Below are 26825 nucleotides of genomic sequence, written 5' to 3'. Positions count from 1 at the left end.
AATGAGTACCGTTTCGCCGTCCAAACTCTCCCAGCTGCGTGATCTGTCCGTCGTGGTGGCCGATACCGGCGACTACGAGGCGATCAAGCGCTTGAAGCCGGTCGACTGCACGACCAATCCGACCCTGGTGAAGAAAGCGCTGGATCTGCCGGTGTATGCCGAGCTGATCGAACGCGCGCTGGCCTGGGGCCGCGAGCAGGCCGGTGAGCGCGAGGTCATTGTGCACGCGGTGGCCGATCGCCTGACGGTGGGCGTGGGCACGCTGCTGAGCACGCTGGTGCCGGGCCGGGTGTCGACGGAGGTGGACGCCGACCAGGCCCACGATACGGCGGCGACGGTGGCCAAGGCGCGCCAGTTCATTGCGATGTACGAGGCGGCCGGTGTGCCGCGCAGCAAGGTGCTGATCAAGATCGCGGCAACCTGGGCAGGCGTGGAGGCAGCCCGTGTGCTGCAGGCGGAGGGGATCGACTGCAATCTGACGTTGATCTTCAATCCGACCCAGGCACTGGCCTGCAGCGAGGCGGGCGCCTTCCTGATTTCGCCGTTCGTGGGGCGCATCCTGGACTGGTATGTGGCCAACGGGCAGGCACCGGCGGACATCGATGCCGATCCGGGCGTGGTGTTCGTGCGCGGGGTGTATGCGGAGTTCAAGCGTCGCGGTTCGGCGACGGTGGTGATGGGGGCGTCGTTCCGTTCGACGGCGCAGATCGAGGCGCTGGCCGGGTGCGACCGTCTGACGATTTCGCCGGACCTGCTGGAGAAGCTGGACGCCGACCACGGCGTGCTGCCGCGCAAGCTGGTGGCGGGCGCAGCGGAAGACGTGGCGGTGACGCCGATCGATGCGGCGCGCTTCGCAGCCGATCTGGCCGCCGATGCGATGGCCACTGAGAAGCTGGCCACGGGGATCGATGCGTTCGCGAAGGACCTGGAAGCGCTGCGCCAGACGATCCGCGAGCGGCTGTAAGCGCCCCTGCGCCGAACGACAAAAGGCCCCGCACTGCGGGGCCTTTTGTTTTGCGCGCTACGTCAACGTCAACAGCAACGCGTCACTGCCTCGAGCCTGGGACGGGGGTGTGCGCGGGTACGCGACACGCCGTGAACCCATCCATGGGGGCTCGTAGGCAACATCCATGTTGCCTACGGTCGCGTACCCGCACACACCCCCGTCCCAACGACGCAGCGTCGTCGCATCGGGAACAAGCGGGGCAGGCTTCGTCGACATCCGGATCGGTAGAGCCGAGCCATGCTCGGCTATCCGGGCTCAGGCACCTACCCCGATCGGGCAGCTCACGCCGGTGCCGCCGATACCGCAGTAGCCGTTCGGGTTCTTGGCCAGGTACTGCTGGTGGTAGTCCTCGGCGTAGAAGTAGGTGGGCGCGGGGAATTCGATATCGGTGGTGATGGCACCATAGCCGGCATCGGTGAGGCGCTGCTGGTAGGCGTCGCGGCTGGCCACGGCGGCGTCGTGCTGGGCCTGGCTGGTGGCGTGGATGGCCGAGCGGTACTGGGTGCCGGTGTCGTTGCCCTGGCGCATGCCCTGGGTGGGGTCGTGGCTTTCCCAGAACACCTGCAGCAGCTGCTCCAACGGGATGATGGTCGGGTCGTAGACGACGTCGACGATCTCCGTGTGCCCGGTCAGGCCGGAGCAGACTTCTTCATAGGTGGGATTGGGGGTGGAGCCGCCGGCGTAGCCGACCGAGGTGGTGTAGACGCCCGGCAGGGTCCAGAATTTGCGCTCGGCGCCCCAGAAGCAGCCCATCGCGAAACGGATACGCGGCAAACCGTCGGGGCTGCCGGTGAGCGGGTGGCTGTTGACGTAGTGCTGGTCGTGCAGCGGCAACGGCTGCTCACGGCCCGGCAGCGCCTCTTCCGGGCGTGGCAGGCGCTGTTTGAACGCCCCGATCCCCAACAGACCCTTGGCAATGCCCAACATGGCGTTCTCCTAGGCCGGCGACAGGCCGGCGCTTTCGTCACCGTCCAATATGGGGTCGTCCCCGCCATGGCCCAAGTCGAGCTGGGCCACGATGTCCTCGGCCTGTGGCCGGGCCAGGTCCGGGACGCAGACCCGCAGCACACCGAACAAGGGCAGCTCACCCATGCCGCCCAGCAGCGACTCGCCGAAGACGAAGGCGGGGATGTCGGCCGCTTCCAGCGCGTGCTTGACCAGATGGGCGTCAAACAGGTTGTCGGCCTTGTAGATCACGTGCATGGGCGGGCTCCGGCGGGCAATGGCTTCAGGATACGCCCGCCCACCGGGTAGTGCCGGCCGCTGGCCGGCGCCACGCAAGGCCGGCAGCATCGAGAGCCGGCCAGCGGCCGGCACTACCGACATCTATCTGAAGGAGCCGGCCGGCGAAAGGCGTGCCGACCAACGGTCGGCACCTACCCGTTTAGCCTGTCGCCTTGCGACAGGCTAAACTGTTGGTCTTTCTGCCTTTTCATTGCGACCCGCGCATCATGTCCGAGCCTACTGCCGCCCCCACCGACGCCCTTCCGGAAACCCACGAAAAGCGGGATTTCATCCGTCAGATCGTCCGCGAGGACCTGGCCAGCGGCAAGCATGCCGCGATCAAGACGCGCTTCCCGCCCGAGCCCAACGGCTACCTGCACATCGGCCATGCCAAGTCGATCTGCCTTAACTTCGGCGTGGCCGGCGAGTTCGGCGGCGCCTGCAACCTGCGTTTCGATGACACCAACCCGGCCAAGGAAGACCCCGAGTACGTCGCCGCCATCCAGGACGATGTGCGTTGGCTGGGCTTTGAGTGGAACGAACTGCGCCACGCCTCCGATTACTTCGATGCGTACTACCTGGCCGCCGAGAAGCTGATCCGCGATGGCAAGGCCTACGTCTGCGACCTGTCGGCCGAGGAAGTGCGCGCCTACCGCGGCACCCTGACCGAGCCGGGCCGTCCCTCGCCGTGGCGCGAGCGCAGCGTCGAGGAAAACCTGGACCTGTTCCGTCGCATGCGCGCCGGCGAGTTCCCGGACGGTGCGCGCACCGTGCGCGCCAAGATCGACATGGCCAGCGGCAACATCAACCTGCGCGATCCGGCGCTGTACCGCATCAAGCACGTCGAACACCAGAACACCGGCAATGCCTGGCCGATCTACCCGATGTACGACTTCGCGCATGCGCTGGGCGATTCCATCGAAGGCATCACCCATTCGCTGTGCACGCTGGAATTCGAAGACCACCGCCCGCTGTATGACTGGTGCGTGGACAACGTCGATTTCGCCCATGACGACGCGCTGACCCAGCCGCTGGTCGCACGTGGCCTCCCGCGTGAAGCAGCCAAGCCGCGCCAGATCGAATTCTCGCGTCTGAACATCAATTACACGGTGATGAGCAAGCGCAAGCTGATGGCGCTGGTCACCGAAAACCTGGTCGACGGCTGGGAAGACCCGCGCATGCCGACCCTGCAGGGCCTGCGTCGCCGTGGTTATACCCCGGCGGCGATGCGCCTGTTCGCCGAGCGCGTGGGCATCAGCAAGCAGAACTCGCTGATCGATTTCAGCGTGCTCGAAGGCGCGCTGCGCGAAGACCTGGACAGTGCCACCGCGCGCCGCATGGCGGTGATCGATCCGGTCAAGCTGGTGCTGACCAACCTGGCCGACGGCCACGCCGAGACCCTGACCTTCTCCAACCATCCCAAGGACGAAACCTTCGGTACCCGCGAGGTGCCGTTCGCCCGCGAACTGTGGATCGAGCGCGAGGATTTCGCCGAAGTGCCGCCGAAGGGCTGGAAGCGCCTGGTTCCGGGTGGTGAAGTGCGCCTGCGCGGCGCCGGCATCATCCGCTGCGATGAGGTGATCAAGGATGCCGACGGCACCATCACCGAGCTGCGCGGCTGGCTGGACCCGGAATCGCGTCCGGGCATGGAAGGCGCCAACCGCAAGGTCAAGGGCACCATCCACTGGGTCAGCGCGGTGCATGCGGTGCCGGCCGAAGTGCGCCTGTATGACCGCCTGTTCTCGGTGGCCAACCCGGACGACGAGTCCGAGGGCAAGACCTACCGCGATTACCTCAACCCGGATTCACGCCGTACCGTCACCGGCTACGTCGAGCCGGCCGCGGCCACCGCCGCGCCGGAGCAGTCGTTCCAGTTCGAGCGCACCGGTTACTTCGTCGCCGACCGCCGCGACCACACCGCCACCACGCCGGTGTTCAACCGCAGCGTGACCCTGCGCGACACCTGGTCGGCGTAAGCCGTCCCCCTTTGAAAGAGACCCCCGCCCCGATGCTGTACGCGCAAGTCCACCTCACCCTGCCCGCCTGGATCCACGACCAGATCGACCTCGGCCGCGCCTATCCCGGCGATGCCGACAAGGTCACCCTGGCCATTGAACTGTCGCGGCTGAATGTCGAGCATGCCAGCGGCGGCCCGTTCGGCGCAGTGGTGTTCGGCCCGGACCATCGCGTCATCGCCGCGGGCGTGAACCGCGTGGTGCCGCACAGCACCTCGCTGGCGCATGCCGAGAACATGGCCTACATGCTGGCCCAGCAGCGCCTGCAGACGCCGCGTCTGAACGACGTGCTGACGCCGATCACCCTGGCCACTTCCTCGCAGCCGTGCTGCCAGTGCTACGGCGCCACCGTGTGGGCGGGCATCGACCGCCTGCTGATCGGGGCGAGCGCGCAGGATGTGGAAGAACTCACCCCGTTCGATGAAGGCCCGTTGCCGGCCGACTGGGTCGGGGAACTCAACAAGCGTGGCATTGAGGTCGTGCGCGACATCGAGCGCGACGCCGCACGCGCGGTGCTGCGCCAGTACGGGGAGGCCAACGGTGCGCATTACTGACCGCCGCGCCTCGGGCGCGATGCGATGAGCGGCCTGCTGTGTCTGTGCCGCCAGGGCTTCGAGCCGGAACTGGCCGGTGAACTGTCCGAGCGCGCCGCCTATGCCGGTGTCGCCGGCTATGCGCGCACCCAACGCAACGATGGCTACGTGCTGTTCGCCACCGAGGAAGGGGCCGCGCTGTCCAAGGCATTGCCGTGGCGCTCGCTGATCTTCGCCCGGCAGAAACTGGTGGTACTGGCCGAGCTGCCGCAGCTGGACCCGAGCGACCGCATCACCCCGATCATCGCCGCGCTGGCCGGCCAGCTACGCTTCGGCGACATGTGGGTGGAGCACCCCGATTCGGATGAAGGCAAGCCGCTGGCCGGGCTCGCCCGCGCCTTCGGCAATGCGCTGCGCCCGGCGCTGCGCAAGGCCGGGCTGCTCACCGACAAGCCCAACACCGGGCTGCCGCGCCTGCACATCGTATTCGTCGATGGCCGCCACGCGTTCGTGTGCGTGGCCGATACCCGTGACAGCGCGCCGTGGGCGCTGGGCATTCCGCGCCTCAAGCTGCTGCCGGAAGCGCCGTCGCGTTCGGCCCTGAAGCTGGACGAGGCGCTGCTGACCCTGATGACCCCGGAAGAGCGCGAACTGCTGGTCAAGCCGGGCATGCGCGCGGCCGATCTGGGCGCCGCACCGGGTGGCTGGACCTGGGTGTTGACCCGCCAGCACGTGCGGGTGATCAGCGTGGACAACGGTCCGTTGCGCGAGCACGTGCTGGAAGGCGGGCTGGTTGAACACCTGCGTGCCGATGGCTTCCGCTGGCAGCCCGATGCGCCGCTGGACTGGATGGTCTGCGACATGGTCGAACAGCCGCGCCGGGTTGCCGAGCGCATGGCCACCTGGTTCCGCGAGGGCTGGTGCAAGCATGCGATCTTCAACCTGAAACTGCCGATGAAGAAGCGCTGGGACGAGACCCGGATGTGCCTGGACCTGTTCCAGGAACAGGCCGGCAAGCCGCTGGTGGTGCGCGCCAAACAGCTGTACCACGATCGCGAGGAAATCACGGTGCTGGCCTCGCCGATGAAGTGAGGGCAGGTGCCGGGCATCGCTTGGCACGTACCTCGATCATCACCGCGCGGTGCGCCGCCAGCCGACGCGCGGTCGGCGCTACCGTTGTCCCCATGCACGGAGACCCGCATGAGCCGCTGTTCGATCCTGTTGCTGGCACTGCTGCCCACCCTCGCCACGGCCCAGGTCCACACGCCGCCGCCGGCGATCAGCGAACCGCTGCGCGAGGTTCCCGCCAGCGTGCGTACCCAGCCGTTGTCGGAAGGGCGCGTCACCCGGCAGGTGACCCTCTCCGCTCCGGCCGGCGAAGCGCAGGTGACGGTACGCTCGGTGCAACCGGTGAGCGTGGTCGGCCAGTACCGGTTCGTGTTCGCTTCGCTGGATGTCGACGGCGATGGTTACATCAGCCGCGCCGAAGCGCAGGCCAACCCGGCGTTGGCCGATGAATTCACTGCGCTGGATGTGAAGCGGCGCGGCAAGCTGGATCGCGTCGATCTGGCCGGGTGGCTTGCCGATTGATTCCGCGCAGCCACGCATGGCGTGGCACTACCCGGATATCGCCAGACCCGGTCCGGGCATCCGTCGCACGATCCCGATTGATGGACCCCGTCGCACGATCCCGGTAGTGCCACGCCATGCGTGGCAACCGCGCGCCGCGCGGCGTTACCGTGCATACCCCAGCGCCGCTCACGCCCCGGCGGCGCGCTTCCACAACATCGACACCAACGGCGGCAGCTTGCCCGCGCAGCCCAGCACGCGGCCGCGCGCCAGCGTGAGGTGCATCTCGTCGTTGGAAAACACCGTGTTGATCGCATCGAAACTGTAGGCGGCCACGGTATTCTCGCTGCGCCGCTCGCGCGCCCAGCGCTGCAGCCGGTGCGGTGACATCCAGTCCTGGCGGCGCTGCTGTGCGGCCAGCACCAGCGCGCGCAAGGCCGCCACATCGCGCAGCCCCAGGTTGACGCCCTGCCCGGCCAACGGATGCACCACATGCGCGGCATCGCCCAGCGCCAGCACCCGACCGGCCACATAGCCGGTGGCCAGCTGCCGACGCAATGGGAATGCCGCACGCGTGGATGCCAGCGTCATCGCGCCCAGGCGCCCGGCGAAGGCATGGGTCAACTCACGCCCGAACGCCGCCTCGTCCAGCGCCAGCACGCGTTCGGCCTCGGCATCGGGTAGCGTCCAGACGATCGAACTGCGGCGCGCACCGATCGGCAGCACCGCCAATGGCCCGGTCACCAGGAAGCGCTGCCAGGCCGTGGCTTCATTGTCCTTTTCGCTGTCCACGTAGGCGACGACACCGCGCTGGCCGTAGTCCTGGCGCGTGACCTCCAGGCCCGCCAGCCGGCGCAGGGTGGATTCGGCACCGTCGGCGGCGATCCCCAGCGCGGCCTCCAGCCGGCGCCCGTCGTCCAGCCGCAGGCGCACGCCATCGGCGTCCTGTTCCAACGCCTCCACCCGCGCCGGGCAACACAGCTGCACCCCGGCTGCAGGCAACGCGGCCCACAGGCGGTCCACCAGCAGGTCGTTCTCGACAATCCAGCCGAGCTGTTCGCGCCCCAGGGTGTCGGCATCGAAACGCAGTTCCTCGCCACCGGCCGCGTCCCAGACCCGCATGCGCCGGTACGCACAGGCACGCGCCGCGGTCACCGCCGGCCATACGCCGAGTGCGGCAAGCAGCTGCGCGTTGTCCGGGGCGAAGGCATACACGCGCAGGTCCGCTTGCTGTGGCTGCCACGGGGCAGGCTCGCGGCCTTCCACCAGAGTTACTTCCAACCCGGCATCGGCCAAGGCCAGCGCGCAGGCCGCGCCGACCACGCCACCACCGACCACGATCACATCGCGCGGGCGCCGGCTCATGCGCCGCCCCCGCGGCACAGGGCCGGCACGTCACCGCGGAAGCCCATCGCGCCACCGACCAGCATCGACTGCATCGGCGTGGCCTGCGCGGCCAGCAGGCCGAGGCTGCGCAGCGGCCGCATCAGCGGCGCCGGATTGCTGGTCAGCCGCGCCAAGCCACCCGAGAAGGCGATGGTCTGCGTGCGGTCTTCCTCGCGCCGAGCCACATAGGCGCGCAACAGCGCATCGCTGCCGACATCTTCTGTATCGGTGATCAGTTCGGCCAGGGTCAGCGCATCGCGCAGGCCCAGGTTGAAGCCCTGCGCGCCCAGTGGATGGATGGTCTGGGCGGCATTGCCGAGCAGCACCGCGCGTTCGCCGGTCAGGGCCTGCGCCAGCACCTGGATCAGCGGGTAGGCACTGCGAGGGCCGCTCTCGAGCAGGCGCCCGGCACGCCAGCCGATCGCCTCCTGCAGGCGCTGCAGCCATGCGGCGTCGTCCAGTGCCAGCACCGCATCGGCCTGGTCACGGGCCACGCCGTGCACCGCGCCGTAGTGGCGGTCGCCACGCGGCAGCAGCGCGGTCGGGCCGGTATCGGTGAAGCGCTCGTAGGCGGTGCCGTCCGGTGCGCGTGCACTGCGCACCCGCGACACGAACAGGGTCTGCTGGAAGTCGTGCTCGTCCACCGCGATGCCGAGCGCTTCACGCACCCCGCTGCGGGTGCCATCGGCACCCACCACCAGCCGCGCCCGCAGGCAGCGTTCGCCGCTATCGCCGCTGATGAACACCTCGCGGTAGCCGTCGACCGTGCCGCCCAGGCGCACGAAGCGCGCCGGCCGGTAGCGGGTCAGGTGCGGCAGGGTGGCCAGCCGGGTTTCCAGTGCCTGGCCGAAATCGCGCGCCACCACCACCTGGCCGAACCACGGGCGCTGGTACTGGGCGGCCTCCATCTGCACACGGCCGAAGTCCCCGGCGCGGCTGACATGGATGCGGGTGATCGGGCCCACCGCCGAGCCCAGCAGCGGCATCACCCCCAACGCGGTCAGCGCATTGACGGTGGCGGCGGCAAAACTGAGGTTGCGCTGGTCGAACACCGGCGGCAGTGCCCCGGCCGGCGAGGCCTCGACCAGGCCGACGTCGCGCCCGGCGCGGTCCAGGGCGATGGCCAGGCTGGCACCGACCAGTCCGCCGCCGACGATCACCACATCATGTCGTTCACTCATGGTGCCCATGATAATCGCTCACCCCCGGCCCGGCGTGCGTCGCGCGGCCGCATCCGGTCCGGTCGCACCGGGCGGCACATTGCGCTGCCCGGGCGCGGCCCTAGAATGGAAGCTGAATCCACCTCTGTCGCCGCCATGACCACCTCCGCCCAACGCGCCTTCATCCTGTCCGTGCTCGTGCTGCTGATGGCCGCGACCCGCCTGAACCATTTCGCGGCGATCCCGGATGCCTCCTGGGCGGTGTTCTTCCTGGGCGGCTTCTACCTGCGCAGCTGGACCCGCTGGGCCTTCCCGCTGCTGATGGGGCTGGCGCTGGTGATCGACGTACTGGTGATCCGCGCCAGTGGCCAGAGCTACTGGCAGCACTACTGTGTCTCGCCGGGCACCTGGATGCTGCTGCCCGCCTACTTCGCCCTGTGGGCCGGCGGCATGCTGCTGCGCCAGCGCTACCGCAGTGCCAACTGGGCCGCGCTGGCCAGCGGCGCGCTGCTGTTGATCACCGCCGTGGCGGTATGCCACCTGTTTGCGCAGGGCGGCTTCTACTGGTCCAGCAGCATGGTCGCCGAGCCCAGCGTTGCCGGCTGGGCCAAGAACTATGCGGACTGGTTCCTGCCCTACCTGCGCACCGCAGCGATCTACGTCGGGCTGGCCGCCGCGCTGCAGCTGGCCACCGAACAGGTCGGCAAGCTGCTGCAGGCCCGCCGTGACGTGCTGCACTGACGATGGGCAACCGGCTTTCGCGCATCTATACCCGCACCGGCGATGACGGCAGCACCGGCCTGGGCGATGGCACCCGGGTCGGCAAGGATGCCGCGCGCGTGCATGCCTATGGCACCGTGGATGAGGCCAACTCGGCGCTCGGCGTCCTGCTGGCGGTGCCGTTGCCCGATGACGTGCGCGCGCTGCTGACCACCGTGCAGCACCAGCTGTTCGACCTGGGCGGCGAGCTGTGCATCCCCGGCCACGCGGCCATCCAGGCCGCCGACATCACTGCGCTGGAGCAGCAGCTGGACCACTACAACGCCGACCTGCCGGTGCTGAAGGAGTTCATCCTGCCGGCCGGCGGCGAAGCTGCGGCACGCTGCCACCTGGCCCGTACCATCGTGCGCCGCGCCGAACGCGAGACGGTCAGCCTGGCCCGGCTGGAGCCGGTCCGTGCCGAGGCGATCGGCTATCTCAACCGGCTGTCGGACCTGCTGTTCGTGCTGGCGCGCGTGCTGGCCCGGGCCGATGGTCAGGGCGAGGTGCTCTGGCACCACGCGCGCCGCCACGCCTGAGCGGCGCTGCCGCCCCACCGGAACCCCTGCCCGCATGCTGGTCTTCACCCACCCCGCTTGTCTGCAACACGATCCCGGCCGCAGCCACCCCGAATGCCCGCAACGCCTGCAGGTGGTGCTCGATGCCCTGCAGGCCGCCTACCCGGACCAGCTGGACTGGCGTGAAGCCCCGCCGGCCAAGCTCGGTGAGCTGGCGCGGGTCCACGACAGCGCGCTGATCGACCTGGTGCTCACCCCGCAGACCGAACCGCTGCGGCTGATCGACATGGACACCCTGACTTCGCCCGGCTCGGCAACCGCGGCCCTGCACGCGGCCGGCGCCGGTGTGGCCGCGGTGGATGCGGTGATGCTGGGCACCGACCCGGTCGCCTTCTGCGCGGTGCGCCCGCCCGGCCACCACGCCACCGCCACCGCCGCGATGGGCTTCTGCCTGTTCAACAACATCGCGGTGGCCGCCGCCTATGCGCGCGACCGCTATGGCCTGGAACGGATCGCCATCGTGGATTTCGACGTGCACCACGGCAACGGCACCCAGGACATCTTCATCGCCGACCCCGGCGTGTCCTACTACAGCACCCACCAGGCCGGGCTGTTCCCGAACTCCGGGCTGCGCCGCGACCGCGGGGCCGGCAACCTGCTCAACATCCTGCTGCCGCCGGGCAGTGGCGGCTTCCGCTTCCGCAACACCTGGGCCGACGAGATGCTGCCGGCCATCGACGACTTCCGGCCCCAGCTGCTGCTGATCTCGGCCGGCTTCGATGCGCATATGCGCGATCCGCAGGCCGACCTGATGCTGGAAACCGAGGACTTCGCCTGGATCACCAGCGAGCTGCGGGCCCTGGCCAGGCGCCACGGCGGCGGCCGGGTGGTGTCGATGCTGGAGGGCGGATACGACCTGCAGGCGCTGGCCGAGTGCAGCGTGGCCCACGTCGGCGCCCTGCGCTGAGCCGGCGCAGACCGGGCCCACGCATGAACCTGAACCCCAGCGCCGAGCAGGCCTTCATTGCCCCTATGCAAGGGATGGGGCAAGCTACGATCCGTTTTCGCCCGAATCCGACTACCGCGTGCGCCGAGCCCTCCGCCTGTTGCCTCTCCCCCTGAGCATCGCCATCTGCCTGCCGGCCATGGCCGACGACAAACCGGTGAACTGGGGCCTGTGCCCGGCCACCGATGTGTTGCCTGCCTTCAGCGATGCCCCCAAAGTCGACAAAAGCGCTGCCGCTACCCGCGACCAGCAGCCCACGGATATCGAGGGCAACCAGCTGTTCGGTACCACCACGGTGCCGCAGTACGAGGGCAACGTGGCGCTCAAGCGCGGCGACCAGTTCCTGGGCACCGACCACCTGAGCTTCGATACCGAAAGCGGCAACTACATCGCCGAGGGCAACGTCCGCTACCAGGACTCCTCGATCCGGATGCTGGCCAAGCGTGCCGAAGGCAACCAGGAAAGCGACACCCACAAGATCAGCGACATCCAGTACCAGCTGGTGTCCCGGCGCGGCAACGGCAAGGCCGAGTCTGTCGACCTGCAGGGTGCGGTCGGCCAGATGCACCGCTCCACCTACACCACCTGCGACCCGTCGCAGCCGGTCTGGACGCTGACGGCGCCGCAGATTGAAGTGGACAACGACGAAGGCTTCGGCACCGCGCGCAACGCCGTGCTGCGGATCGGCAAGGTGCCGGTGCTGTGGGCGCCGTACTTCAAGTTCCCGATCGATGACCGTCGCCAGACCGGCCTGCTCTATCCCGAGCTGGGGTTGTCCGGGCGCAATGGCTTCGACTACGCCCAGCCGATCTACTTCAACCTGGCGCCGAACTACGACGACACGCTGACCCCGCGCTACATGAGCAAGCGCGGCCTGATGCTGACCAACGAGTTCCGCTACCTGTATGAAGGCGGCCGCGGCGAGCTGACCACCGCCTACCTGCCCAACGACAAGCTGCGCGATCGCGATCGCGGCCAGGTCGATTTCACCGGGTACCACAACATCAACTCCCACTGGCAGGCGCGTGCGAACCTGGCCTGGGTCAGCGATGAGCGTTACACCGAGGACTTCTCCAGCAAGCTGCTCGGGGTGACCGCCTCCAACCTGCAGAGCCAGGCGGGCATCTACGGTACCGGCGAAAACTGGACCGGTGGGTTGATGGCCGATTACTGGCAGCTCACCGACTACACCCTCACCGAAGACTCGCTGCCCTACGCCCGCCAGCCACGCCTGTTCTTCAACTGGGACAAGCCGCTGCTGCCGTGGCTGGAAGCCGGCGTCTATGCCGAGGCGGTGCGTTTCACCCACGAAGATGTCAACGTCAAATTTGGCGCGGACCGCGAGTACGCGCGCGACGGACGGGTGTTCAAGCGTTACAACGGCTCGCGCATCGACATCAAGCCGTACGTGTCGATGCCGTTCAGTGGCCCGGCCTGGTATGTCACCCCGACCGTGGCCTGGCGCTATACCGGCTATGACCTGGACCAGGGCCTGGCCGACCAGATCCGTGCGGCCAACCTCGCCGCGGCCGGTATCACCAATCCGACCCCCGAACAGCTGCGCGGCAATTCATCGCCCAGCCGCAGCCTGCCGATCGCCACCCTCGATGCCGGCATGTTCTTCGACCGCGAGACCACCCTCGGCGGCAAGTCGTTCCTGCATACGCTGGAACCACGCCTGTTCTATCTGCGCACGCCCTACCGCGACCAGAGTGACCTGCCGGTCTTCGATACCCGCGACTTCACCTTCAGCTGGGGCCAGCTGTTCCGCGATTCGCGCTATACCGGCGCGGACCGCCAGAACGATGCCAACCAGCTGACCATGGCGCTGAGCACCCGCTTCATCGACCAGACCACCGGCAAGGAACGGTTCTCCGGCAGCATCGGCCAGATCCTGTACTTCGACGATTCGCGGGTCAGCCTGCCCGGCAACACCACGCCGGTGGAACAAGGGAAGTCGGCCTGGATCGCCGATGCCAATTACGCCATCAACGACCGCTGGAACCTGGGCGCCACCTACCAGTGGGATCCCAAGTACAAGCGCGAGGACCTGGCCAGCGTGCGCGCGCGCTACCTGATGTCCAACGATGGTGTGGTCAACCTGACCTACCGCCACCGCCTGAACCCGGATGGCACCAACCTGCTCAAGCAGGCCGACCTGTCTTTCCTGTACCCGATCAATTCGCGCTGGAGCGTGGTGGGCCGCTACTACTACTCCATCGAAGACCGGGCCCCGCTGGAAATCATCGGTGGCGTGCAGTGGGACAGCTGCTGCCTGGCCGTCCGCGCACTGGCCCGCCGCTACGTCCGCAACCGCGAGGGTGAGCTGAACAATTCCTTCCAGATCGAGTTCGTGCTCAAGGGCTTGAGCTCCATCGGCCAGAACACGGACCGCACCTTGCGCCGTGCTATTCTCGGGTACTACCGAGACGACCTCTATCTCGTCCCGCCCAGCAACACCGGCGCGGACCGCGATGACTACGATCCGAACCTGATCCCATGACCAAGACCCTTCCCGTTCTACTCGCTTCACTGCTGGCGGTATCCACCGTCGCCACACCGTTGCAGGTGCTGGCCCAGCAGAGCCAGTCGCTGGACCGCATCGCGGCGATCGTTGATGAGGATGTCGTGCTGCAGAGCGAACTGGACCGTGCGATCCAGAACATCAAGGCACAGTACGCCGGCCGCGAGAACCAGCTGCCGCCGGACGACGTGCTCAGCCGCCAGGTGCTCGAGCGCCTGGTGCTGGTCAAGCTGCAGGTGGCGCGTGCGGAAAGCAGCGGCATCAAGATCGGCGACCAGGAACTGAACCAGGCCCTGAACGCGATTGCCCAGCAGAACGGCTCCAACCTGGACGCCCTGCGCCAGCGTCTGGCCCATGACGGCATCGACTTCAACGACTTCCGTGCCTCGGTGCGTGACGAAATCACCGTGCAGCGCCTGCGCCAGAGCTTCGCGCAGAGCCGCATCACCGTCAGCGAAGGCGAAGTGGATGCCGCGCTGAAGCAGCAGGCCACCGCCGGTACCCAGTACCACCTGGCGCACATCCTGATCGGCCTGCCCGAAGGCGCCACCGCCGAGCAGATCAGCACCGGCCAGAAGAAGGCCGATGGCGTCAAGGCGCTGCTGGACAAGGGCGAACTGGACTTCAACGCGGCCGCCGTGCGCTATTCCGACAGCCCCAACGCGCTGGAAGGCGGCGACCTGGGCTGGCGTTCGCTGGATGAAATCCCCAATGCGTTCGCGCAGATGATGACCCAGATGAAGTCCGGCGACGTGGTCGGTCCGCTGCGTGGCCCGAGTGGCTTCCAGCTGCTGAAGCTGGTCGAAGTGCGCGACGCCAGTGCCGCCGCCGGTGGCCAGTCGATCACCGAATACCACGGCCGCCACATCCTGGTCCGCATCACCGACCAGCAGGATGCTGCTGCCGCCAAGGCCAAGATCGATACCCTGCGGGCACGTATTGCCGGGGGTGCCGACTTCCAGACCGTTGCCAAGGAGTCCTCCGAGGACAACAACAGCAAGGGCCAGGGCGGTGATCTGGGCTGGTTCCCGGCCGATGCGTTCGGTCCGGAGTTCGGCAAGCAGGTGGAAAGCGTCAGCGATGGCGGCGTCAGCTCGCCGTTCCGCACCGATGCCGGCTGGCACATCGTGCAGCGCGTGGCCACCCGCCAGACCGATGCCACCACCGACAACCAGCGGGCCCAGGTCCGCGAGACCATCGGCCGTCGCAAGCTGGAAGAAGAGTACAACCGCTTCCTGCAGGAACTGCGTGGCGAAGCCTACGTGAACCTGCGCAGCGGCGACCGCGCCGAAGGCGCCGCCACGCCGCCGCCGCAGTCCTGAGCCGATGATCCCGCAGCTCGCGCTGGTACCGGGCGAGCCGGCCGGGATCGGCCCGGAACTCTGCCTCCGTCTCATCCAGCAGCCGCGCACTGATTGCCGGCTGCTGGCATTCGCTGACCCGGACACGCTGCGTGCTGCTGCCGCAGCGCTGTCGCTGCCGCTGCAGCTCCTGCCTGAAGATGCCATCGCCCGCCAGCCGGGTGATCTGCCGTTGCGCGCGGTGCGCAACGCCGTCCCCTCCCGCTTCGGCCACACCGATCCGGCCAATGCCGGCGCGGTCATCGGTGCCCTGCTGCAGGCCGGCCAGGCCTGCCTGTCCGGCGAACTGGGCGGGGTGGTCACCGGCCCGGTGCACAAGGCGGTGATCAACCAGGGCGGTATCGCCTACAGCGGCACCACCGAACTGCTGGCCGACCAAGCCGGCGTCGAGGTGGTGATGATGCTGGCCAACGCCATCGTCCGCGTCGCGCTGGCCACCACCCACCTGCCGCTGCGCGCGGTCGCCGATGCGATCACCGCCGACGGCCTGGCCCATACCCTGCACACCGTGCACACCGCGCTGCGGCGCGAGTTCGGCATCGCCGCCCCGCGTATCGCCGTGCTCGGGCTGAACCCGCATGCCGGCGAAGACGGCCACCTGGGCCGCGAAGAACTCGACCTGATCATTCCCCTGCTGGCGCGCCTGCGCGCGCAGGGCATGGATCTGGTCGGGCCGCTGCCCGCCGATACCGCTTTCCTGCCGGCCAAACTGGCCGGCTTCGATGCGGTGCTGGCGATGTACCACGACCAGGGCCTGCCGGTGCTCAAGTACAGCGGCTTCGAACAGGCGGTCAACATCACCCTGGGCCTGCCCTACCCGCGCGTGGCCGTCGACCACGGCACCGCGCTGGACCTGGCCGGCCGCGGCATCGCCGACCCCTCCAGCCTCCTCGCTGCCACCGGCCTGTGTGCCCGGCTGGCGCGCCAACGTACACTGGTGTCATGACTTCCCCGTATTCCTCTTCTGCCGCCGGGTTCACCGGACCGGCCAAAAAGCAGCTCGGCCAGCACTTCCTGGCCGACCGCAGCTATATCGACCGGATCGTGCTGGCCGTGAACCCCAAGGACGGCGACCGCCTGGTCGAGATCGGCCCGGGCCAGGGCGCCATCACCCTGCCGTTGCTGCGCCGCCACCCCAAGCTGACCGTGATCGAGTTCGACCGTGATCTGGTCGGCCCGCTGGCCGCCGCCGCCGAACCGCTGGGCGAGATGACCATCATCCACCGCGACGTGCTGCAGGTGGACTTCACCGAGCTGGCCGCCGGCGGCCAGATCCGTCTGGTCGGCAACCTGCCCTACAACATCTCCTCGCCCATCCTGTTCCATGCACTGGACCACGCGGCGGTGATCACCGACATGCACTTCATGTTGCAGAAAGAAGTGGTCGACCGCATGGCCGCTGATCCCGGCAGCAAGGTCTTTGGCCGGCTCAGCGTGATGCTGCAGGCATTCTGCAAGGTCACCTCGCTGTTCGTGGTGCCGCCGGGTGCGTTCCGGCCGCCGCCGAAGGTCGATTCGGCCGTGGTCCGCCTGGTCCCGCGCGATCCGGCCACGGTTGGCATTCTTGACCGCAAGCGCTTCGCCGACGTGGTCCGGGCCGCCTTCGGGCAACGTCGCAAGACCCTGCGCAATGCGTTGAATGGCGTGTGCACGCCCGAGCAGTTCGAAGCGGCCGGCGTGCGCAGCGATGCACGCGCCGAGCAGCTGGAAGTCGCGCAGTTCATCGCACTGGCCAACGTTCCACACGCGCCCACCGCGTAAGCACACGCTAAACTGCCCGCATGAACGACGCTGCACAGTATGCGATCTCGGTCGAGGTCGCCCCGCGCTTCCTTGACGACCAGTCCACGCCGGAGGACGGGCGCTACGCGTTCGCCTATACCATCCGCATCCACAATCAGGGCCGCGTTGCTGCGCGCCTGATCGCCCGGCATTGGCGCATCACCGATGCCAACGGCCGGGTCGAGCATGTGGATGGCGACGGCGTGATCGGCGAGCAGCCGCGGCTGCGCCCGGGTGAAGACTTCCGTTACACCTCCGGTGTCATGCTGGAAACCGAACACGGCACGATGCAGGGGCACTACGACATGGTGGCCGACGATGGCACCGAGTTCGCCGCCGCGATCGCGCCGTTCGTGTTGACCGTTCCGCGCACACTGCACTGATGGAGGCGCGCGCATGAGTGTCTGGGCCATCGGCGACCTGCAGGGCTGCTACGACGTTACCCAGCGTTTGCTGGAGAAGATCCGCTTCGACCCGGCGGTGGACACCCTGTGGTTCTGTGGCGATCTGGTCAACCGCGGCGGTCAGTCGCTGGAAACCCTGCGCCTGGTCCACTCGCTGCGCGACAGCAGCGTGGTGGTGCTGGGCAACCATGATCTGTCGCTGCTCGCCGTGGGTGCACGCACCGAGGAAGAGCAGCGCAAGGTCAACCCGGACCTGCTGCGCATCGTGCAGGCCGAAGACCGCGACGTCCTGCTGGAATGGCTGCGCATGCAGAAGCTGGCGCATGTGGACCGCGAGCTGGGCTGGATGATGATCCATGCCGGGCTGGCCCCGAAGTGGACCACCCAGCTGGCCGAGAAGCATGCCCGCGAAGTGGAGGTGCAGCTGCACGGCAGCGGCTACCGCAAACTGTTCCGCAACATGTACGGCGACAAGCCCGGCTGGTCGCCGGGCCTGGCCGGGTATGACCGCGCGCGCGCGATCATCAACCTGTTCACCCGCATGCGCTATTGCACGCCGCGCGGTCGGATCGGGATCGAAGACAAAGGCACCCCGGGCACCCAGGAACAAGGCCTGTACCCGTGGTTCGAAGTACCGGGCCGGGTCGAGCGTGATCTGAAGATCGTCTGCGGCCATTGGTCGGCGCTGGGCCTGACCATCACCCAGGGCGTGCATGCCATCGATACCGGTGCGGTCTGGGGCGGCAAGCTCACCGCGCTGCAGCTGGATACCGACGAACTGCGTGTGGTCCAGGTACCCGGCCGCGACGTACCCAAGCCGGTGTCCACACCACGCCCGCCGGCGCGGCGCGCCGGCAACGAAGGCGGCAATGGTGGGAACGGCGGGAATGGCGGCAATGGCCAAGGCCGTCCACCGCGCCAGCGTGGCGATCGCGGCCCGCGCGCACCGCAGCCGCAACGCGCGCGCGAACCGGCCGGCGACAACGGCGGCAGCACCCCCACCACCGCGTGAAGTACCGCGCCCGGCTCCTGCTGCTGGGCCTGGTGCTAATGACAGCCAATGCCTGTCAGCGCAGCACCGCACCCGACCAGACCGCTGCCGTCGCGCCCTCCGGCACGGCGGCCAGCAGCGCAGCGCCTGCCCTCTCACCGCCGCTGGTAACGGCCGCCCGCGCGCAGGTCGGCCAGACCCTCCGCTACGACCCGGCCTACGTCGTGCTGGCCTACCCGGGCGGCGACGTGCCCGCCGACCGTGGCGTGTGCACCGATGTGATCGTGCGTGCGCTGCGCCACCAGGGAATCGACCTGCAGGCGCGTATCCACGAAGACATGCGCAGCCACTTCAACGACTATCCCGCGCTGTGGGGCCTGGCGCGCCCGGACCGCAACATCGATCATCGCCGCGTGCCCAACCTGATGCGCTGGTTCGACCGACAAGGCTGGCAGCAGCCGCTGTCCCTGCAACCGGCCGACTACGCCGCCGGCGACATCGTGGCCTGGAAGCTCAACGGTCATGGCCTGCTGCACGTCGGCATCGTCTCCGACCGTCGGCGCACCGATGGCACGCCGCTGATCCTGCACAACATCGCACGCGGAACGCAGGAAGAAGACCTGCTGTTCCAGCACCGCATCATCGGCCACTATCGAGCGCCGCCGGCGGCACTGCTGGCCGCCGCGACGCCGCGCTGAACTTCTCGCTTCAGCGGCGCTGGTAATCCACGAAATCGAAGGCGAACGCGTGCCGCTCATCGGCCGGGTGGTGCGTGCGCGCCACCTCGATCCACTGTGCGGGATCCACGTCGGGAAAATGCGTATCGGCCGCGACCGTGGCATCCACCCAGGTCAGGTGCAGGTCGGTGGCGTGCTCGAGCAGCTGGCGGAAGATCTCGCCGCCGCCGATCACGCACAGTTCCGCGGCCTGTTCACTGCTGGCAATGGCCAGCGCGTCCTCGAAGGACGCCACCGCCTGCATGCCCTCGAACGGCACCTGGCCGCTGCGGGTGAGCACCAGGTTGGTCCGCCCGGGCAACGCACGCCCGAGCGAGAGCGCGGTCTTGCGCCCCATCAGCACCGGCTTGCCCAAGGTGAGTGCCTTGAAGTGCTTGAGGTCGTCGGGCAAGCGCCACGGCAGGTCGTTGTCCTGGCCGATGCCGCGGTTGCGGTCCAGCGCCACGATCATGGAGAGCTTCATCGGCCTCACACCGCCACCGGCGCCTTGATGGCCGGATGCGGGTCGTAGCCGTCGATGCGGATGTCCTCGAACTGGAAACCGAACAGGTCGGTCACTTCCGGGTTCAACCACAGCGTGGGCAACGCGCGCGGTTCGCGGGCGAGCTGCTCGCGGGCCTGCTCGAAGTGATTGGCGTACAGGTGCGCATCGCCCAGGGTGTGCACGAAATCGCCCACGCCCAGCCCGGTGGCCTGCGCCACCATGTGGGTGAGCAGCGCGTAGCTGGCGATGTTGAACGGCACACCGAGGAAGATGTCGCCACTGCGCTGGTACAGCTGGCAGCTGAGCTTGCCGTCGACCACGTAGAACTGGAACAGGTTGTGGCAGGGCATCAACGCCATCTGCGACAGCTCGCCGACGTTCCAGGCACTGACCACCAGGCGGCGTGAATCCGGGTTGCGCTTGATCTCCTCCACCAGCCACTGCATCTGGTCGATCGCGCCGCCATCGGCAGTGGCCCAGCTGCGCCACTGCTTGCCGTAGATCGGGCCGAGGTCGCCGTTGGCATCGGCCCATTCGTCCCAGATCCGCACCTGGTTGTCTTTCAGGTAGCCGATGTTGGTGTCGCCCTTCAGGAACCACAGCAGCTCGTGGATGATCGAGCGCAGGTGCAGTTTCTTGGTGGTGACCAGCGGGAAGCCGTCGTTGAGGTTGAAGCGCATCTGCCAACCGAACACGCTGCGCGTGCCGGTGCCGGTGCGATCGGACTTCTCCGCGCCGTGTTCCAGTACGTGCGACAGCAGGTCCAGGTAGGGCTTCATGCCTTGGCCCCGGCGGCGGCCACCGGCAGCACCGGCTGCAGCGTGGGGGCGCGGCGCGAGAGCACCAGCAGCACCAGGCCGAAGGCCACCAGCGGCAGGCTCAGGATCTGGCCCCGGGTGAGCCAGTCGAAGGCGATGTAGACGCCGTTGTCGGGCATGCGCACGAACTCCACCGCGAAGCGGAACGCGCCGTACATCAGCGCGAATAGGCCGGCGATGACATAGCGGTGGCGTGGCTTGGCCGAGACCACCCACAGCACCACGAACATCACCAGGCCTTCCAGCAGCGCTTCATACAGCTGCGAGGGATGGCGCGCGTACGGGTTGAGCGCACCGCTGGCGAACTGGGTCTTCAAGGTAGCCAGGTCCAGCCCGTTCAACGGCGCCGGCAGGCCGCTGGGGAACACCACGCCCCACGTGCCATCGGTGTACTTGCCCCACAACTCGGCGCCGATGAAGTTGCCGATGCGGCCAAAGCCCAGCCCCAGCGGGACCAGCGGGACCATGAAATCGATGGTGTCAAACAGGTGCAGGCGGTGCTTGCGCGACCAGTACCACGAGGCGAACAACACGCCCAGCAGGCCACCGTGGAAGCTCATGCCGCCATCCCAGACCTTGAACAGGAGCAGCGGGTTGTGCAGGAAATCCGACAGTGCGTAGAACAGCATGTAGCCCACGCGGCCGCCGACCACCACGCCGAGCATGGCGTAGAACAGCAGGTCCGAGAACTCATTGGCATCCACCCCGGGCAGGCGCCCCGCCGCGATCCGCTTGCGCCCCAGCCACCAGGCGGCGGTGAAGCCGAGCAGGTACATGATGCCGTACCAGTGCACCTTGATCGGCCCGAGCGAGAGGGCGATGGGGTCGATGTCGTGGAAATAGATCATGGGCGATGCCTTGCAGGTAAGCGGCTATTCTCGGGCCAGTCCGCCGCCACCTCAACCAAGCAGTTGGGGCGTGTTGGGCAGACCGTCATCCTTGGACCCCGGCACGGGCGGATAGTGCCCGGCCAGCAGCGTGGACACCTCCTCGATGGCCAGCAGCACCGCTGCATGCCGATCGCCCTGGCACAGCTGCTGCTGCATATGTGCGCAGATATCGGCCCATTGCGCCTCGCCGATCTTGCCGCGCAGACCGCGGTCGGCCACCAGCTCGATGGCGTGGTCGGCCAGCAGCAGGTAGACCAGCACGCCGTTGTTGTGTTCGGTGTCCCAGGTGCGCAGTTGGGCGAAGGCGTGTTCGGCGCGCTGGCGCGGGCTGACCCGCTGCCACAGCGCCAGCAGCGGCAGATCGGCTTCGACCGCGAACATCACCTGGCCGCCATGGCGACGCTCACCGGCCGTGATGGCCTCGGTGATCGCCTGCAGCCGGGCCGGGGGGAAGGCGCGCCGTATCGAGGGCGCGAACAGGTGCCGCCACCAACGCATCACCAACCTCCCGAGGCGCCACCGCCTCCCGAACGTCCACCGCCGCCTCCCCAGCCACCACCACCGCCACCGAAGCCCCCGCCGCTGCCCCAACCGCCGCCACCGCCCCACCCGCTGTTGCGCGCGAAGGCACCGACCCGGCCCGAGGACAGCCCCACGACCAGGCCGATCAGCCCGGCCAGGCCACTGGCGATCCACAGCGAAGTGAACAGGAACGCGGCCACCGCCGCGCCACCGCCACCGAGCAGCGCGCGCACCGGGCGCGGCAGCCAGCCGAGAATGGCGCGCAGGAAACTGCCGACGAAGAAGCCGATCACCAGCGCCACCGTCCAGCCATCGCTGTCCGGATTGCGGGTGGCACGGTGGGTGCTGACCGGGGCCGGCAGCTGCTCACCGTCGATCAGCTTGACCAGCGCTGCGCTGGCTTCGACCAGCCCCCCGGCGTAGTCGTTGTCGCGGAAGCGCGGGGCCAGGTACTCCTGGATCACCCGGTTGGCGATCGCATCGGGGATCGCCCCTTCCAGCCCGTAGCCCGGTTCGATGCGGACCCGGCGGTCGTCCTTGGCCACTACCAGCAGCACGCCGTCGTCCACGCCCTTGCGGCCGATCTGCCACTGCTCGAACACGCGCTGGGTGTACTGCTCGATCGTCTCGGGCTGGGTGCTGGGCACCATCAGGATCTGCAGCTGGCTGCCCTTGCGCTGCTGCAGGGCCAGTGCCTGCGCCTGCAACGCCTGGGTCTGCGCGGCATCCAGGGTGCCGGTGGTATCCACCACCGGCGAGGACAACGGCGGAATGGCCGCCTGGCCCTGTGCCCAGGCCGGCAGGGCCAGGCACAACGCCAGGAGCAGCAGACCGCGCAGCAGCAGGCGGATGTTCACCGGTTCAGTGCGCCGGGGCCTGCTGCGGCTGCGGCGCGGGGGCCGGGGCCGGGGCCTGTGAACCGAACTTCACGGCCGGCGGCTGCGCGATCTGCGCTTCGTTTTCCACGGTGAAGTTCGGCTTGATCGCATAGCCGAACAGCTTGGCGGTGATCACCTGCGGGAACTGGCGCAGGAAGGTGTTGTAGTCCTGCACCGTCTGGATGTAGCGGCCACGCGCCACGGTGATGCGGTTCTCGGTGCCTTCCAGCTGCGCCTGCAGATCGCGGAAGCCCTGGTCGGACTTCAGGTTCGGGTAGTTCTCGGTCACCACCAGCAGCCGCGACAGCGCACCGCTGAGTTCGCCCTGGGCCTGCTGGAACTGCTTGAGCGAGTCGGCGTCGTCGGCGTTCACGTTGACCTGGCCGACGCGGGCGCGGGCGTTGGTGACGTCGGTGAGCACCTGGCGTTCCTGGTTGGCATAGCCTTCCACGGTCTGCACCAGGTTCGGGATCAGGTCGGCGCGGCGCTTGTACTGGTTGAGCACTTCGGCCCAACCGGCCTTGACCTGCTCATCCTTCTGCTGGATGGCGTTGTAGCCGCAACCGGACAACAGGGAGGCCAGCACGGCCAGGCACAACAGGCGGGAGAACGATCGCATGGCCGGCTCCGGATCTCGATGGACGGGACCCGGAGCATGCCACGTTTGCGGTAAAGCCTTTGTAGGTACCGGCCTTGGCCGGCACCCAGCCCCTTACCAGTTGCCGGCACCCGGCACGTGGTGGGCCACGGCGCGGCGGCGCATCAGCAGGTTCAGCCATTCCACCAGCACCGAGAAGCCCATCGCGGCGTAGATGTAGGGCTTGGGCACGTGCACGCCCAGACCGTCCAGGATCAGCACCGCGCCGATCAGCAGGATGAAGGCCAGCGCCAGCATCTTCACGGTCGGGTTGGCGTCGATGAAGCGGCCCAGCGGGTTGGCAGCCAGCAGCATGACGGCCACCGACAGCAGGATCGCGGCGACCATCACCGGCACGTGGTCGGCGATGCCGACGGCGGTGATCACCGAGTCCAGCGAGAACACGATGTCGATGATGGCGATCTGCGCGATGACCATGCCGAACACGGCCGAGGTCTTGGTGGTGCTCGGGTCTTCGTCTTCGCCGCCGGTGATCAGCTCGCGGATTTCCATGCCGCCCTTGATGATCAGGAACAGGCCGCCGAGGATCAGCACCAGGTCGCGGATGGAGATGCCGATACCGGCCACGGTAAACAGGTTGGCTTCCATGTGGGCCAGGTAGGCCAGCGACACCAGCAGCGCGATCCGGGTGATGCAGGCCACGGCGATGCCGAGCTTGCGCGCGAACGGACGGCGCGCTTCGGGCAGCTTGCTCACCGCGATCGAGATGAACACCAGGTTGTCGATGCCGAGCACGATTTCCAGTGCGCTCAGCGTGAACAGGGTCAACCAGACGTTCGGATCGGACAACAACTCAAGGTACATGGGGATACATCCTTACAAGGGGGGAATGACGTAAGCGGTGCGTCAGAACAGTTGCGGCGCCAGGACCAGGCCCCAGCACACCAGCACGTTCATCATCAGCACGAAGACCGCCGCCGAGCCCATGTCCTTGGCACGCCCGGCAAGCTCATGGAATTCCGCGCCGTAGCGCTCGATCACGGCTTCGATCGCCGAGTTGGCCAGTTCCATCGCCAGCACCAGCAGCACCGAGCCGATCATCAGCGCGCGCTCGACCGGGGTCTGGCCCAGCCACAGCGCGATCGGGGCCAGCACCACCAGCAGGTAGACCTCCAGCCGGAACGAGGACTCGTGCAACCAGGCCGCGCGCAGGCCCTGCCAGGACCACACCGCCGCCTTGAAGATGCGCCGGGGGCCGCGCGGCAGGTGCCCGAATTCGTCAGCCACGGGGGCACGCTCCGGTGCTCAGGGACGGCAGGAACAGCACGTGGCAGGCGGTCATGGGCATCGCTGAATGGGCAGTCAATCCTCCATTTTGCCACAAGCCCGTCGGACCATTGTCGAAGACCGCCCGGACCGGCGCGTCCTGCCGCCAGCTTCTATGATGGAACCCCGCCGATCTGGGCGCCCCTGCGGGCGCCCGCCCGAGGAGTCCCACGATGCTGCACCGCTGCACCCGCCCCCTGCTGCTCGCCCTGGCGCTCGGCGCCGCCCTGCCCGCGCTGGCCCGAGAACCGCAGCCCAGCCCCCAGGTGCCGGCGCAGGTCTCCAACGTCGCCTGGGATCAGGACATCACCCGCTTCACCGTGGCCGATGCCCAGCAGCCACCGCCGCGCGGGGGCATCGAATTCATCGGCAGCTCCTCGATCCGGATGTGGGACACCCTCGCCAGCGACTTCCCCGGCCAGCCGGTGTTCAACCGCGGCTTCGGCGGTTCGGAAGTGCGCGACAGCACCTGGTACGCCGACCGCATCGTGGTGCCGTACGCGCCGTGCAAGGTGTTCTTCTACGCCGGCGACAACGACCTCAACAGTGGCCGCAGCGCGGTGCAGGTGCGCGACGATGTGGTCGCCTTCGTGCAGCGCGTGCACCGCGACCTGCCGAAGACGACGGTGGCGTACATCTCGATCAAGCCCAGCCCCTCGCGGGCGAACCTGCTGCCGGCGATCATCGAGGCCAACGCGATGGTCAAGGCGGCGCTGGCCAAGCTGCCGAACACGGGCTACATCGACATCTACACGCCGATGCTGGGCAGCGATGGGCAGCCGCGCGCGACGTTGTTCCGCGAGGACATGCTGCATATGAAACCGGAAGGCTATGCGATCTGGCGCCAGGCCTTGGTGCCGAAGGTCAGCTGCGATTGAGCTGAGGGGTGTGCCGACCAACGGTCGGCACCCACCGCGGTATCTGTCGGCACCTACCGCGGTATCTGTCGGCACCCACCGCGGCGGCATCGCTGCAGCCGCCGCGCTCACCGATACGCGATCGTGGCCTGGGTGCCCTGGCCCGGCTCGCTGGCCAGCGTGACCTTCCATCTGAAGCGATCGCACAGGCGCCGCACGATCGACAGGCCCAGCCCGGTGCCCTGCGGGCGCGTGGGCTCGGCCCGGTAGAACGGCTCGAAGGCACGGCTCAACGCCTCGGCCGACATCCCGATCCCGGTGTCGCGCACCGTCACCCGGTCCTCGTCCACCGTCACATCGATACGCCCTTCATCGGTGTAACTGCAGGCGTTGCGCAGCAGATTGCTCACCACCACCTGCAGCACCCGCGGCGGCGCATGCAACAGCACCTCCCCGGCGCTGTGCAGATGAATCTCCACCGGGCGGCCGCCCAGCAGCTCGCGTGCGTTGTCCACTTCGTAGCGCACGATATCGTTGACATCGAACAACTCGATCTGCGGCTCCACATCCGCCTCGCGGGCCAGGATCAGGAACGCATCGATCACCGCTTCCATGTCGCGTCCGGCCCGCTGGATGCGCTGCAGGCTGCGCCGCATGCGCGGTGGCACGTCGTGATCGGCCAGTGCCATGTCGCTGGCAACCCGGATCACGGTCAACGGCGTGCGTAGTTCGTGGCTGGCATCGCGGGTGAAATTGCGCTCGCGCGCCACGTGCGCGGTGACCCGCGTTGCCAGGGAATGCAGGGCTGCGGCCAACTGCCGGGTCTCGCCCTGCATGTCCGCCGGCAGCTTTTCCGGGGCCAGGTCCGAGGCCTCCGGATGGCCGGGATCCCAGCGTGACACCCGCCGCGCCAGCCAGTTCACCGGCGACACCAGCCGCTTGGAAGCCCGGTAGGTGATCCACGAGGCCCCGTACACCGCCAGCAACGTCAGCAGCACCGGCACGATCCCGAACCAGAACGCCAGCATCTCCGCGCGTGAGCGCAGGAACACCAGGTACAGGCGCCCTTCCGGGCGTGCATCCACCAGCACCAGCTGGTCGTCATCGGGCAATTCGTGGAAGCCCGGCGCCAGCGGGCGCAGGTTGGCCGGCAGGCTCAGGCTGGACTGCCCGGTTTCCAGCAGATAGCCGCGGATGTTCTGCGTGTTCGGCGGTGGCTGTACGGGCGAGGCCTCGTACAACTGCCAGTAATACGCCGCCTCCTCGCGCAGCGCGCTGCTGACCAGGCTGTGCTTGATCACCAGCGACACCAGCCAGGCGCCCAGCAGGATGCCCAGGCTGGCCAGCACGGCTTGGAGGATGAAGACGATACGGATCTTGCGCGGCAGACCGTGCGGCATTACGGGGTCCAGGGCGGTTCGCCGCGATTATAGGAAAACGCGCCGTGATTCCATCGTGCAAAAAACGACAACGGCCC

The 26825-nt window shown here is 68.1% G+C and carries 29 protein-coding genes; 16 read left to right on the top strand and 13 right to left on the bottom strand.

Annotated elements, in window-relative coordinates:
* Nucleotide 1 precedes the first annotated feature (1 nt).
* Nucleotides 2-964, top strand: coding sequence for a transaldolase (locus tag AC3IPM_RS03680; protein WP_489302594.1), 963 nt, complete (start codon nucleotides 2-4; stop codon nucleotides 962-964).
* Nucleotides 965-1261: 297 nt separating this feature from the next.
* Here AC3IPM_RS03680 and msrA read toward each other — a convergent pair whose 3' ends face one another.
* Together msrA and AC3IPM_RS03670 are read right to left on the bottom strand one after the other, a co-directional pair.
* Entirely contained in the window at nucleotides 1262-1912 is a 651-nt protein-coding gene (msrA, locus tag AC3IPM_RS03675) for a peptide-methionine (S)-S-oxide reductase MsrA (RefSeq protein WP_489304009.1), read from the bottom strand.
* 30 nt (nucleotides 1913-1942) lie between these two features.
* Nucleotides 1943-2209, bottom strand: coding sequence for a putative signal transducing protein (locus tag AC3IPM_RS03670; protein WP_489302593.1), 267 nt, complete (start codon nucleotides 2207-2209; stop codon nucleotides 1943-1945).
* A 248-nt stretch (nucleotides 2210-2457) separates the two neighbouring features.
* On the opposite strand from AC3IPM_RS03670, the gene AC3IPM_RS03665 reads away from it, so the two are divergent.
* The 4 genes from AC3IPM_RS03665 to AC3IPM_RS03650 all read left to right on the top strand — a co-directional run bounded on the left by AC3IPM_RS03665 (nucleotide 2458) and on the right by AC3IPM_RS03650 (nucleotide 6368).
* Nucleotides 2458-4206 (top strand): glutamine--tRNA ligase/YqeY domain fusion protein, encoded by a 1749-nt coding sequence (locus AC3IPM_RS03665; protein WP_489302592.1) that lies wholly within the window; start codon nucleotides 2458-2460, stop codon nucleotides 4204-4206.
* A gap of 32 nt (nucleotides 4207-4238) precedes the next feature.
* On the top strand, nucleotides 4239-4799 hold the full coding sequence (locus tag AC3IPM_RS03660; RefSeq protein WP_489304008.1) for a nucleoside deaminase: 561 nt from the start codon (nucleotides 4239-4241) through the stop codon (nucleotides 4797-4799).
* Between the two features lie 24 nt (nucleotides 4800-4823).
* A complete protein-coding gene (rlmM, locus tag AC3IPM_RS03655) occupies nucleotides 4824-5870 on the top strand; it encodes a 23S rRNA (cytidine(2498)-2'-O)-methyltransferase RlmM (RefSeq protein WP_489302591.1) in 1047 nt (348 codons plus the stop codon).
* A gap of 108 nt (nucleotides 5871-5978) precedes the next feature.
* Nucleotides 5979-6368, top strand: a complete 390-nt coding sequence (locus AC3IPM_RS03650; protein ID WP_489302590.1) for an EF-hand domain-containing protein — start codon at nucleotides 5979-5981, stop codon at nucleotides 6366-6368.
* Between the two features lie 168 nt (nucleotides 6369-6536).
* Here the strand turns inward: AC3IPM_RS03650 and AC3IPM_RS03645 are convergent, their stop codons facing one another.
* Together AC3IPM_RS03645 and ubiH are read right to left on the bottom strand one after the other, a co-directional pair.
* Nucleotides 6537-7712, bottom strand: a complete 1176-nt coding sequence (locus tag AC3IPM_RS03645; protein ID WP_489302589.1) for a UbiH/UbiF family hydroxylase — start codon at nucleotides 7710-7712, stop codon at nucleotides 6537-6539.
* Nucleotides 7709-8914, bottom strand: a complete 1206-nt coding sequence (gene ubiH / locus AC3IPM_RS03640; RefSeq protein ID WP_489302588.1) for a 2-octaprenyl-6-methoxyphenyl hydroxylase — start codon at nucleotides 8912-8914, stop codon at nucleotides 7709-7711. Before ubiH ends, AC3IPM_RS03645 begins: the two co-directional genes overlap by 4 nt.
* Before the next feature lie 135 nt (nucleotides 8915-9049).
* On the opposite strand from ubiH, the gene AC3IPM_RS03635 reads away from it, so the two are divergent.
* The 10 genes from AC3IPM_RS03635 (at nucleotide 9050) to AC3IPM_RS03590 (ending at nucleotide 18936) form a co-directional block, all read left to right on the top strand.
* The gene (locus tag AC3IPM_RS03635) at nucleotides 9050-9634 is read left to right on the top strand and encodes a hypothetical protein (protein WP_489302587.1); all 585 of its coding nucleotides are present in this window, start codon (nucleotides 9050-9052) and stop codon (nucleotides 9632-9634) included.
* 2 nt (nucleotides 9635-9636) lie between these two features.
* Nucleotides 9637-10191, top strand: coding sequence for a cob(I)yrinic acid a,c-diamide adenosyltransferase (locus tag AC3IPM_RS03630; protein ID WP_489302586.1), 555 nt, complete (start codon nucleotides 9637-9639; stop codon nucleotides 10189-10191).
* 34 nt (nucleotides 10192-10225) lie between these two features.
* Nucleotides 10226-11137, top strand: coding sequence for a histone deacetylase family protein (locus AC3IPM_RS03625; RefSeq protein ID WP_489302585.1), 912 nt, complete (start codon nucleotides 10226-10228; stop codon nucleotides 11135-11137).
* 118 nt (nucleotides 11138-11255) lie between these two features.
* A complete protein-coding gene (gene lptD / locus AC3IPM_RS03620) occupies nucleotides 11256-13679 on the top strand; it encodes an LPS-assembly protein LptD (RefSeq protein WP_489302584.1) in 2424 nt (807 codons plus the stop codon).
* Nucleotides 13676-15022, top strand: a complete 1347-nt coding sequence (locus AC3IPM_RS03615) for a peptidylprolyl isomerase (RefSeq protein ID WP_489302583.1) — start codon at nucleotides 13676-13678, stop codon at nucleotides 15020-15022. The genes lptD and AC3IPM_RS03615 overlap by 4 nt, the downstream gene beginning before the upstream one ends.
* Before the next feature lie 4 nt (nucleotides 15023-15026).
* Nucleotides 15027-16007, top strand: coding sequence for a 4-hydroxythreonine-4-phosphate dehydrogenase PdxA (gene pdxA, locus AC3IPM_RS03610; protein WP_489302582.1), 981 nt, complete (start codon nucleotides 15027-15029; stop codon nucleotides 16005-16007).
* Nucleotides 16004-16822 carry a 16S rRNA (adenine(1518)-N(6)/adenine(1519)-N(6))-dimethyltransferase RsmA gene (rsmA, locus tag AC3IPM_RS03605; protein ID WP_489302581.1) on the top strand — a complete coding sequence of 273 codons (819 nt, stop codon included), beginning with the start codon at nucleotides 16004-16006 and terminating at the stop codon, nucleotides 16820-16822. The genes pdxA and rsmA overlap by 4 nt, the downstream gene beginning before the upstream one ends.
* Nucleotides 16823-16842: 20 nt before the next feature.
* Nucleotides 16843-17226, top strand: a complete 384-nt coding sequence (apaG, locus tag AC3IPM_RS03600; protein WP_489302580.1) for a Co2+/Mg2+ efflux protein ApaG — start codon at nucleotides 16843-16845, stop codon at nucleotides 17224-17226.
* Nucleotides 17227-17239: 13 nt separating this feature from the next.
* Entirely contained in the window at nucleotides 17240-18259 is a 1020-nt protein-coding gene (locus AC3IPM_RS03595) for a symmetrical bis(5'-nucleosyl)-tetraphosphatase (protein WP_489302578.1), read from the top strand.
* 38 nt (nucleotides 18260-18297) lie between these two features.
* On the top strand, nucleotides 18298-18936 hold the full coding sequence (locus AC3IPM_RS03590) for a DUF1287 domain-containing protein (protein WP_489304007.1): 639 nt from the start codon (nucleotides 18298-18300) through the stop codon (nucleotides 18934-18936).
* 10 nt (nucleotides 18937-18946) lie between these two features.
* Here AC3IPM_RS03590 and AC3IPM_RS03585 read toward each other — a convergent pair whose 3' ends face one another.
* The 8 genes from AC3IPM_RS03585 to AC3IPM_RS03550 form a co-directional block, all read right to left on the bottom strand.
* Nucleotides 18947-19438 carry a dihydrofolate reductase gene (locus tag AC3IPM_RS03585; RefSeq protein ID WP_489302577.1) on the bottom strand — a complete coding sequence of 164 codons (492 nt, stop codon included), beginning with the start codon at nucleotides 19436-19438 and terminating at the stop codon, nucleotides 18947-18949.
* Nucleotides 19439-19443: 5 nt separating this feature from the next.
* On the bottom strand, nucleotides 19444-20238 hold the full coding sequence (locus AC3IPM_RS03580) for a thymidylate synthase (protein ID WP_489302576.1): 795 nt from the start codon (nucleotides 20236-20238) through the stop codon (nucleotides 19444-19446).
* Entirely contained in the window at nucleotides 20235-21125 is an 891-nt protein-coding gene (lgt, locus tag AC3IPM_RS03575) for a prolipoprotein diacylglyceryl transferase (RefSeq protein ID WP_489302575.1), read from the bottom strand. The genes AC3IPM_RS03580 and lgt overlap by 4 nt, the downstream gene beginning before the upstream one ends.
* Before the next feature lie 51 nt (nucleotides 21126-21176).
* A complete protein-coding gene (locus tag AC3IPM_RS03570) occupies nucleotides 21177-21665 on the bottom strand; it encodes a TPM domain-containing protein (protein WP_489302574.1) in 489 nt (162 codons plus the stop codon).
* Nucleotides 21665-22540 (bottom strand): TPM domain-containing protein, encoded by an 876-nt coding sequence (locus AC3IPM_RS03565; RefSeq protein ID WP_489304006.1) that lies wholly within the window; start codon nucleotides 22538-22540, stop codon nucleotides 21665-21667. Before AC3IPM_RS03565 ends, AC3IPM_RS03570 begins: the two co-directional genes overlap by 1 nt.
* Before the next feature lie 10 nt (nucleotides 22541-22550).
* The gene (locus tag AC3IPM_RS03560) at nucleotides 22551-23186 is read right to left on the bottom strand and encodes a LemA family protein (RefSeq protein WP_489302573.1); all 636 of its coding nucleotides are present in this window, start codon (nucleotides 23184-23186) and stop codon (nucleotides 22551-22553) included.
* A 93-nt stretch (nucleotides 23187-23279) separates the two neighbouring features.
* Complete coding sequence (locus tag AC3IPM_RS03555) at nucleotides 23280-24029, bottom strand: TerC family protein (RefSeq protein WP_489302571.1); 750 nt, start codon at nucleotides 24027-24029, stop codon at nucleotides 23280-23282.
* Nucleotides 24030-24071: 42 nt separating this feature from the next.
* Entirely contained in the window at nucleotides 24072-24452 is a 381-nt protein-coding gene (locus AC3IPM_RS03550) for a diacylglycerol kinase (protein ID WP_489302570.1), read from the bottom strand.
* A 212-nt stretch (nucleotides 24453-24664) separates the two neighbouring features.
* Here AC3IPM_RS03550 and AC3IPM_RS03545 point away from each other — a divergent pair, with 212 nt between their 5' ends.
* Nucleotides 24665-25369, top strand: coding sequence for an SGNH/GDSL hydrolase family protein (locus AC3IPM_RS03545; protein ID WP_489302569.1), 705 nt, complete (start codon nucleotides 24665-24667; stop codon nucleotides 25367-25369).
* Between the two features lie 107 nt (nucleotides 25370-25476).
* Here the strand turns inward: AC3IPM_RS03545 and AC3IPM_RS03540 are convergent, their stop codons facing one another.
* A complete protein-coding gene (locus tag AC3IPM_RS03540; RefSeq protein ID WP_489302568.1) occupies nucleotides 25477-26748 on the bottom strand; it encodes a sensor histidine kinase in 1272 nt (423 codons plus the stop codon).
* Nucleotides 26749-26825 lie beyond the last annotated feature (77 nt).

The sequence above is a fragment of the Stenotrophomonas sp. GL_111 genome (assembly GCF_057835245.1).
The sequence above is the reverse complement of the archived record's forward strand: the minus strand, read 5'-3'. Positions and strand labels throughout refer to the sequence as shown.

Coding starts and splice junctions, on each gene's coding strand:
- AC3IPM_RS03670 (WP_489302593.1), bottom strand. CDS start 2,209: ATGCACGTGATCTACAAGGCCGACAACCTGTTTGACGCCCATCTGGTC.
- AC3IPM_RS03660 (WP_489304008.1), top strand. CDS start 4,239: ATGCTGTACGCGCAAGTCCACCTCACCCTGCCCGCCTGGATCCACGAC.
- ubiH (WP_489302588.1), bottom strand. CDS start 8,914: ATGAGTGAACGACATGATGTGGTGATCGTCGGCGGCGGACTGGTCGGT.
- lgt (WP_489302575.1), bottom strand. CDS start 21,125: ATGATCTATTTCCACGACATCGACCCCATCGCCCTCTCGCTCGGGCCG.
- rlmM (WP_489302591.1), top strand. CDS start 4,824: ATGAGCGGCCTGCTGTGTCTGTGCCGCCAGGGCTTCGAGCCGGAACTG.
- AC3IPM_RS03585 (WP_489302577.1), bottom strand. CDS start 19,438: ATGAAGCTCTCCATGATCGTGGCGCTGGACCGCAACCGCGGCATCGGC.
- AC3IPM_RS03650 (WP_489302590.1), top strand. CDS start 5,979: ATGAGCCGCTGTTCGATCCTGTTGCTGGCACTGCTGCCCACCCTCGCC.
- AC3IPM_RS03545 (WP_489302569.1), top strand. CDS start 24,665: ATGCTGCACCGCTGCACCCGCCCCCTGCTGCTCGCCCTGGCGCTCGGC.
- pdxA (WP_489302582.1), top strand. CDS start 15,027: ATGATCCCGCAGCTCGCGCTGGTACCGGGCGAGCCGGCCGGGATCGGC.
- AC3IPM_RS03540 (WP_489302568.1), bottom strand. CDS start 26,748: ATGCCGCACGGTCTGCCGCGCAAGATCCGTATCGTCTTCATCCTCCAA.
- rsmA (WP_489302581.1), top strand. CDS start 16,004: ATGACTTCCCCGTATTCCTCTTCTGCCGCCGGGTTCACCGGACCGGCC.
- AC3IPM_RS03560 (WP_489302573.1), bottom strand. CDS start 23,186: ATGCGATCGTTCTCCCGCCTGTTGTGCCTGGCCGTGCTGGCCTCCCTG.
- AC3IPM_RS03680 (WP_489302594.1), top strand. CDS start 2: ATGAGTACCGTTTCGCCGTCCAAACTCTCCCAGCTGCGTGATCTGTCC.
- apaG (WP_489302580.1), top strand. CDS start 16,843: ATGAACGACGCTGCACAGTATGCGATCTCGGTCGAGGTCGCCCCGCGC.
- AC3IPM_RS03635 (WP_489302587.1), top strand. CDS start 9,050: ATGACCACCTCCGCCCAACGCGCCTTCATCCTGTCCGTGCTCGTGCTG.
- AC3IPM_RS03630 (WP_489302586.1), top strand. CDS start 9,637: ATGGGCAACCGGCTTTCGCGCATCTATACCCGCACCGGCGATGACGGC.
- AC3IPM_RS03590 (WP_489304007.1), top strand. CDS start 18,298: ATGACAGCCAATGCCTGTCAGCGCAGCACCGCACCCGACCAGACCGCT.
- AC3IPM_RS03595 (WP_489302578.1), top strand. CDS start 17,240: ATGAGTGTCTGGGCCATCGGCGACCTGCAGGGCTGCTACGACGTTACC.
- AC3IPM_RS03615 (WP_489302583.1), top strand. CDS start 13,676: ATGACCAAGACCCTTCCCGTTCTACTCGCTTCACTGCTGGCGGTATCC.
- AC3IPM_RS03555 (WP_489302571.1), bottom strand. CDS start 24,029: ATGTACCTTGAGTTGTTGTCCGATCCGAACGTCTGGTTGACCCTGTTC.
- AC3IPM_RS03645 (WP_489302589.1), bottom strand. CDS start 7,712: ATGAGCCGGCGCCCGCGCGATGTGATCGTGGTCGGTGGTGGCGTGGTC.
- AC3IPM_RS03580 (WP_489302576.1), bottom strand. CDS start 20,238: ATGAAGCCCTACCTGGACCTGCTGTCGCACGTACTGGAACACGGCGCG.
- AC3IPM_RS03570 (WP_489302574.1), bottom strand. CDS start 21,665: ATGCGTTGGTGGCGGCACCTGTTCGCGCCCTCGATACGGCGCGCCTTC.
- AC3IPM_RS03665 (WP_489302592.1), top strand. CDS start 2,458: ATGTCCGAGCCTACTGCCGCCCCCACCGACGCCCTTCCGGAAACCCAC.
- AC3IPM_RS03625 (WP_489302585.1), top strand. CDS start 10,226: ATGCTGGTCTTCACCCACCCCGCTTGTCTGCAACACGATCCCGGCCGC.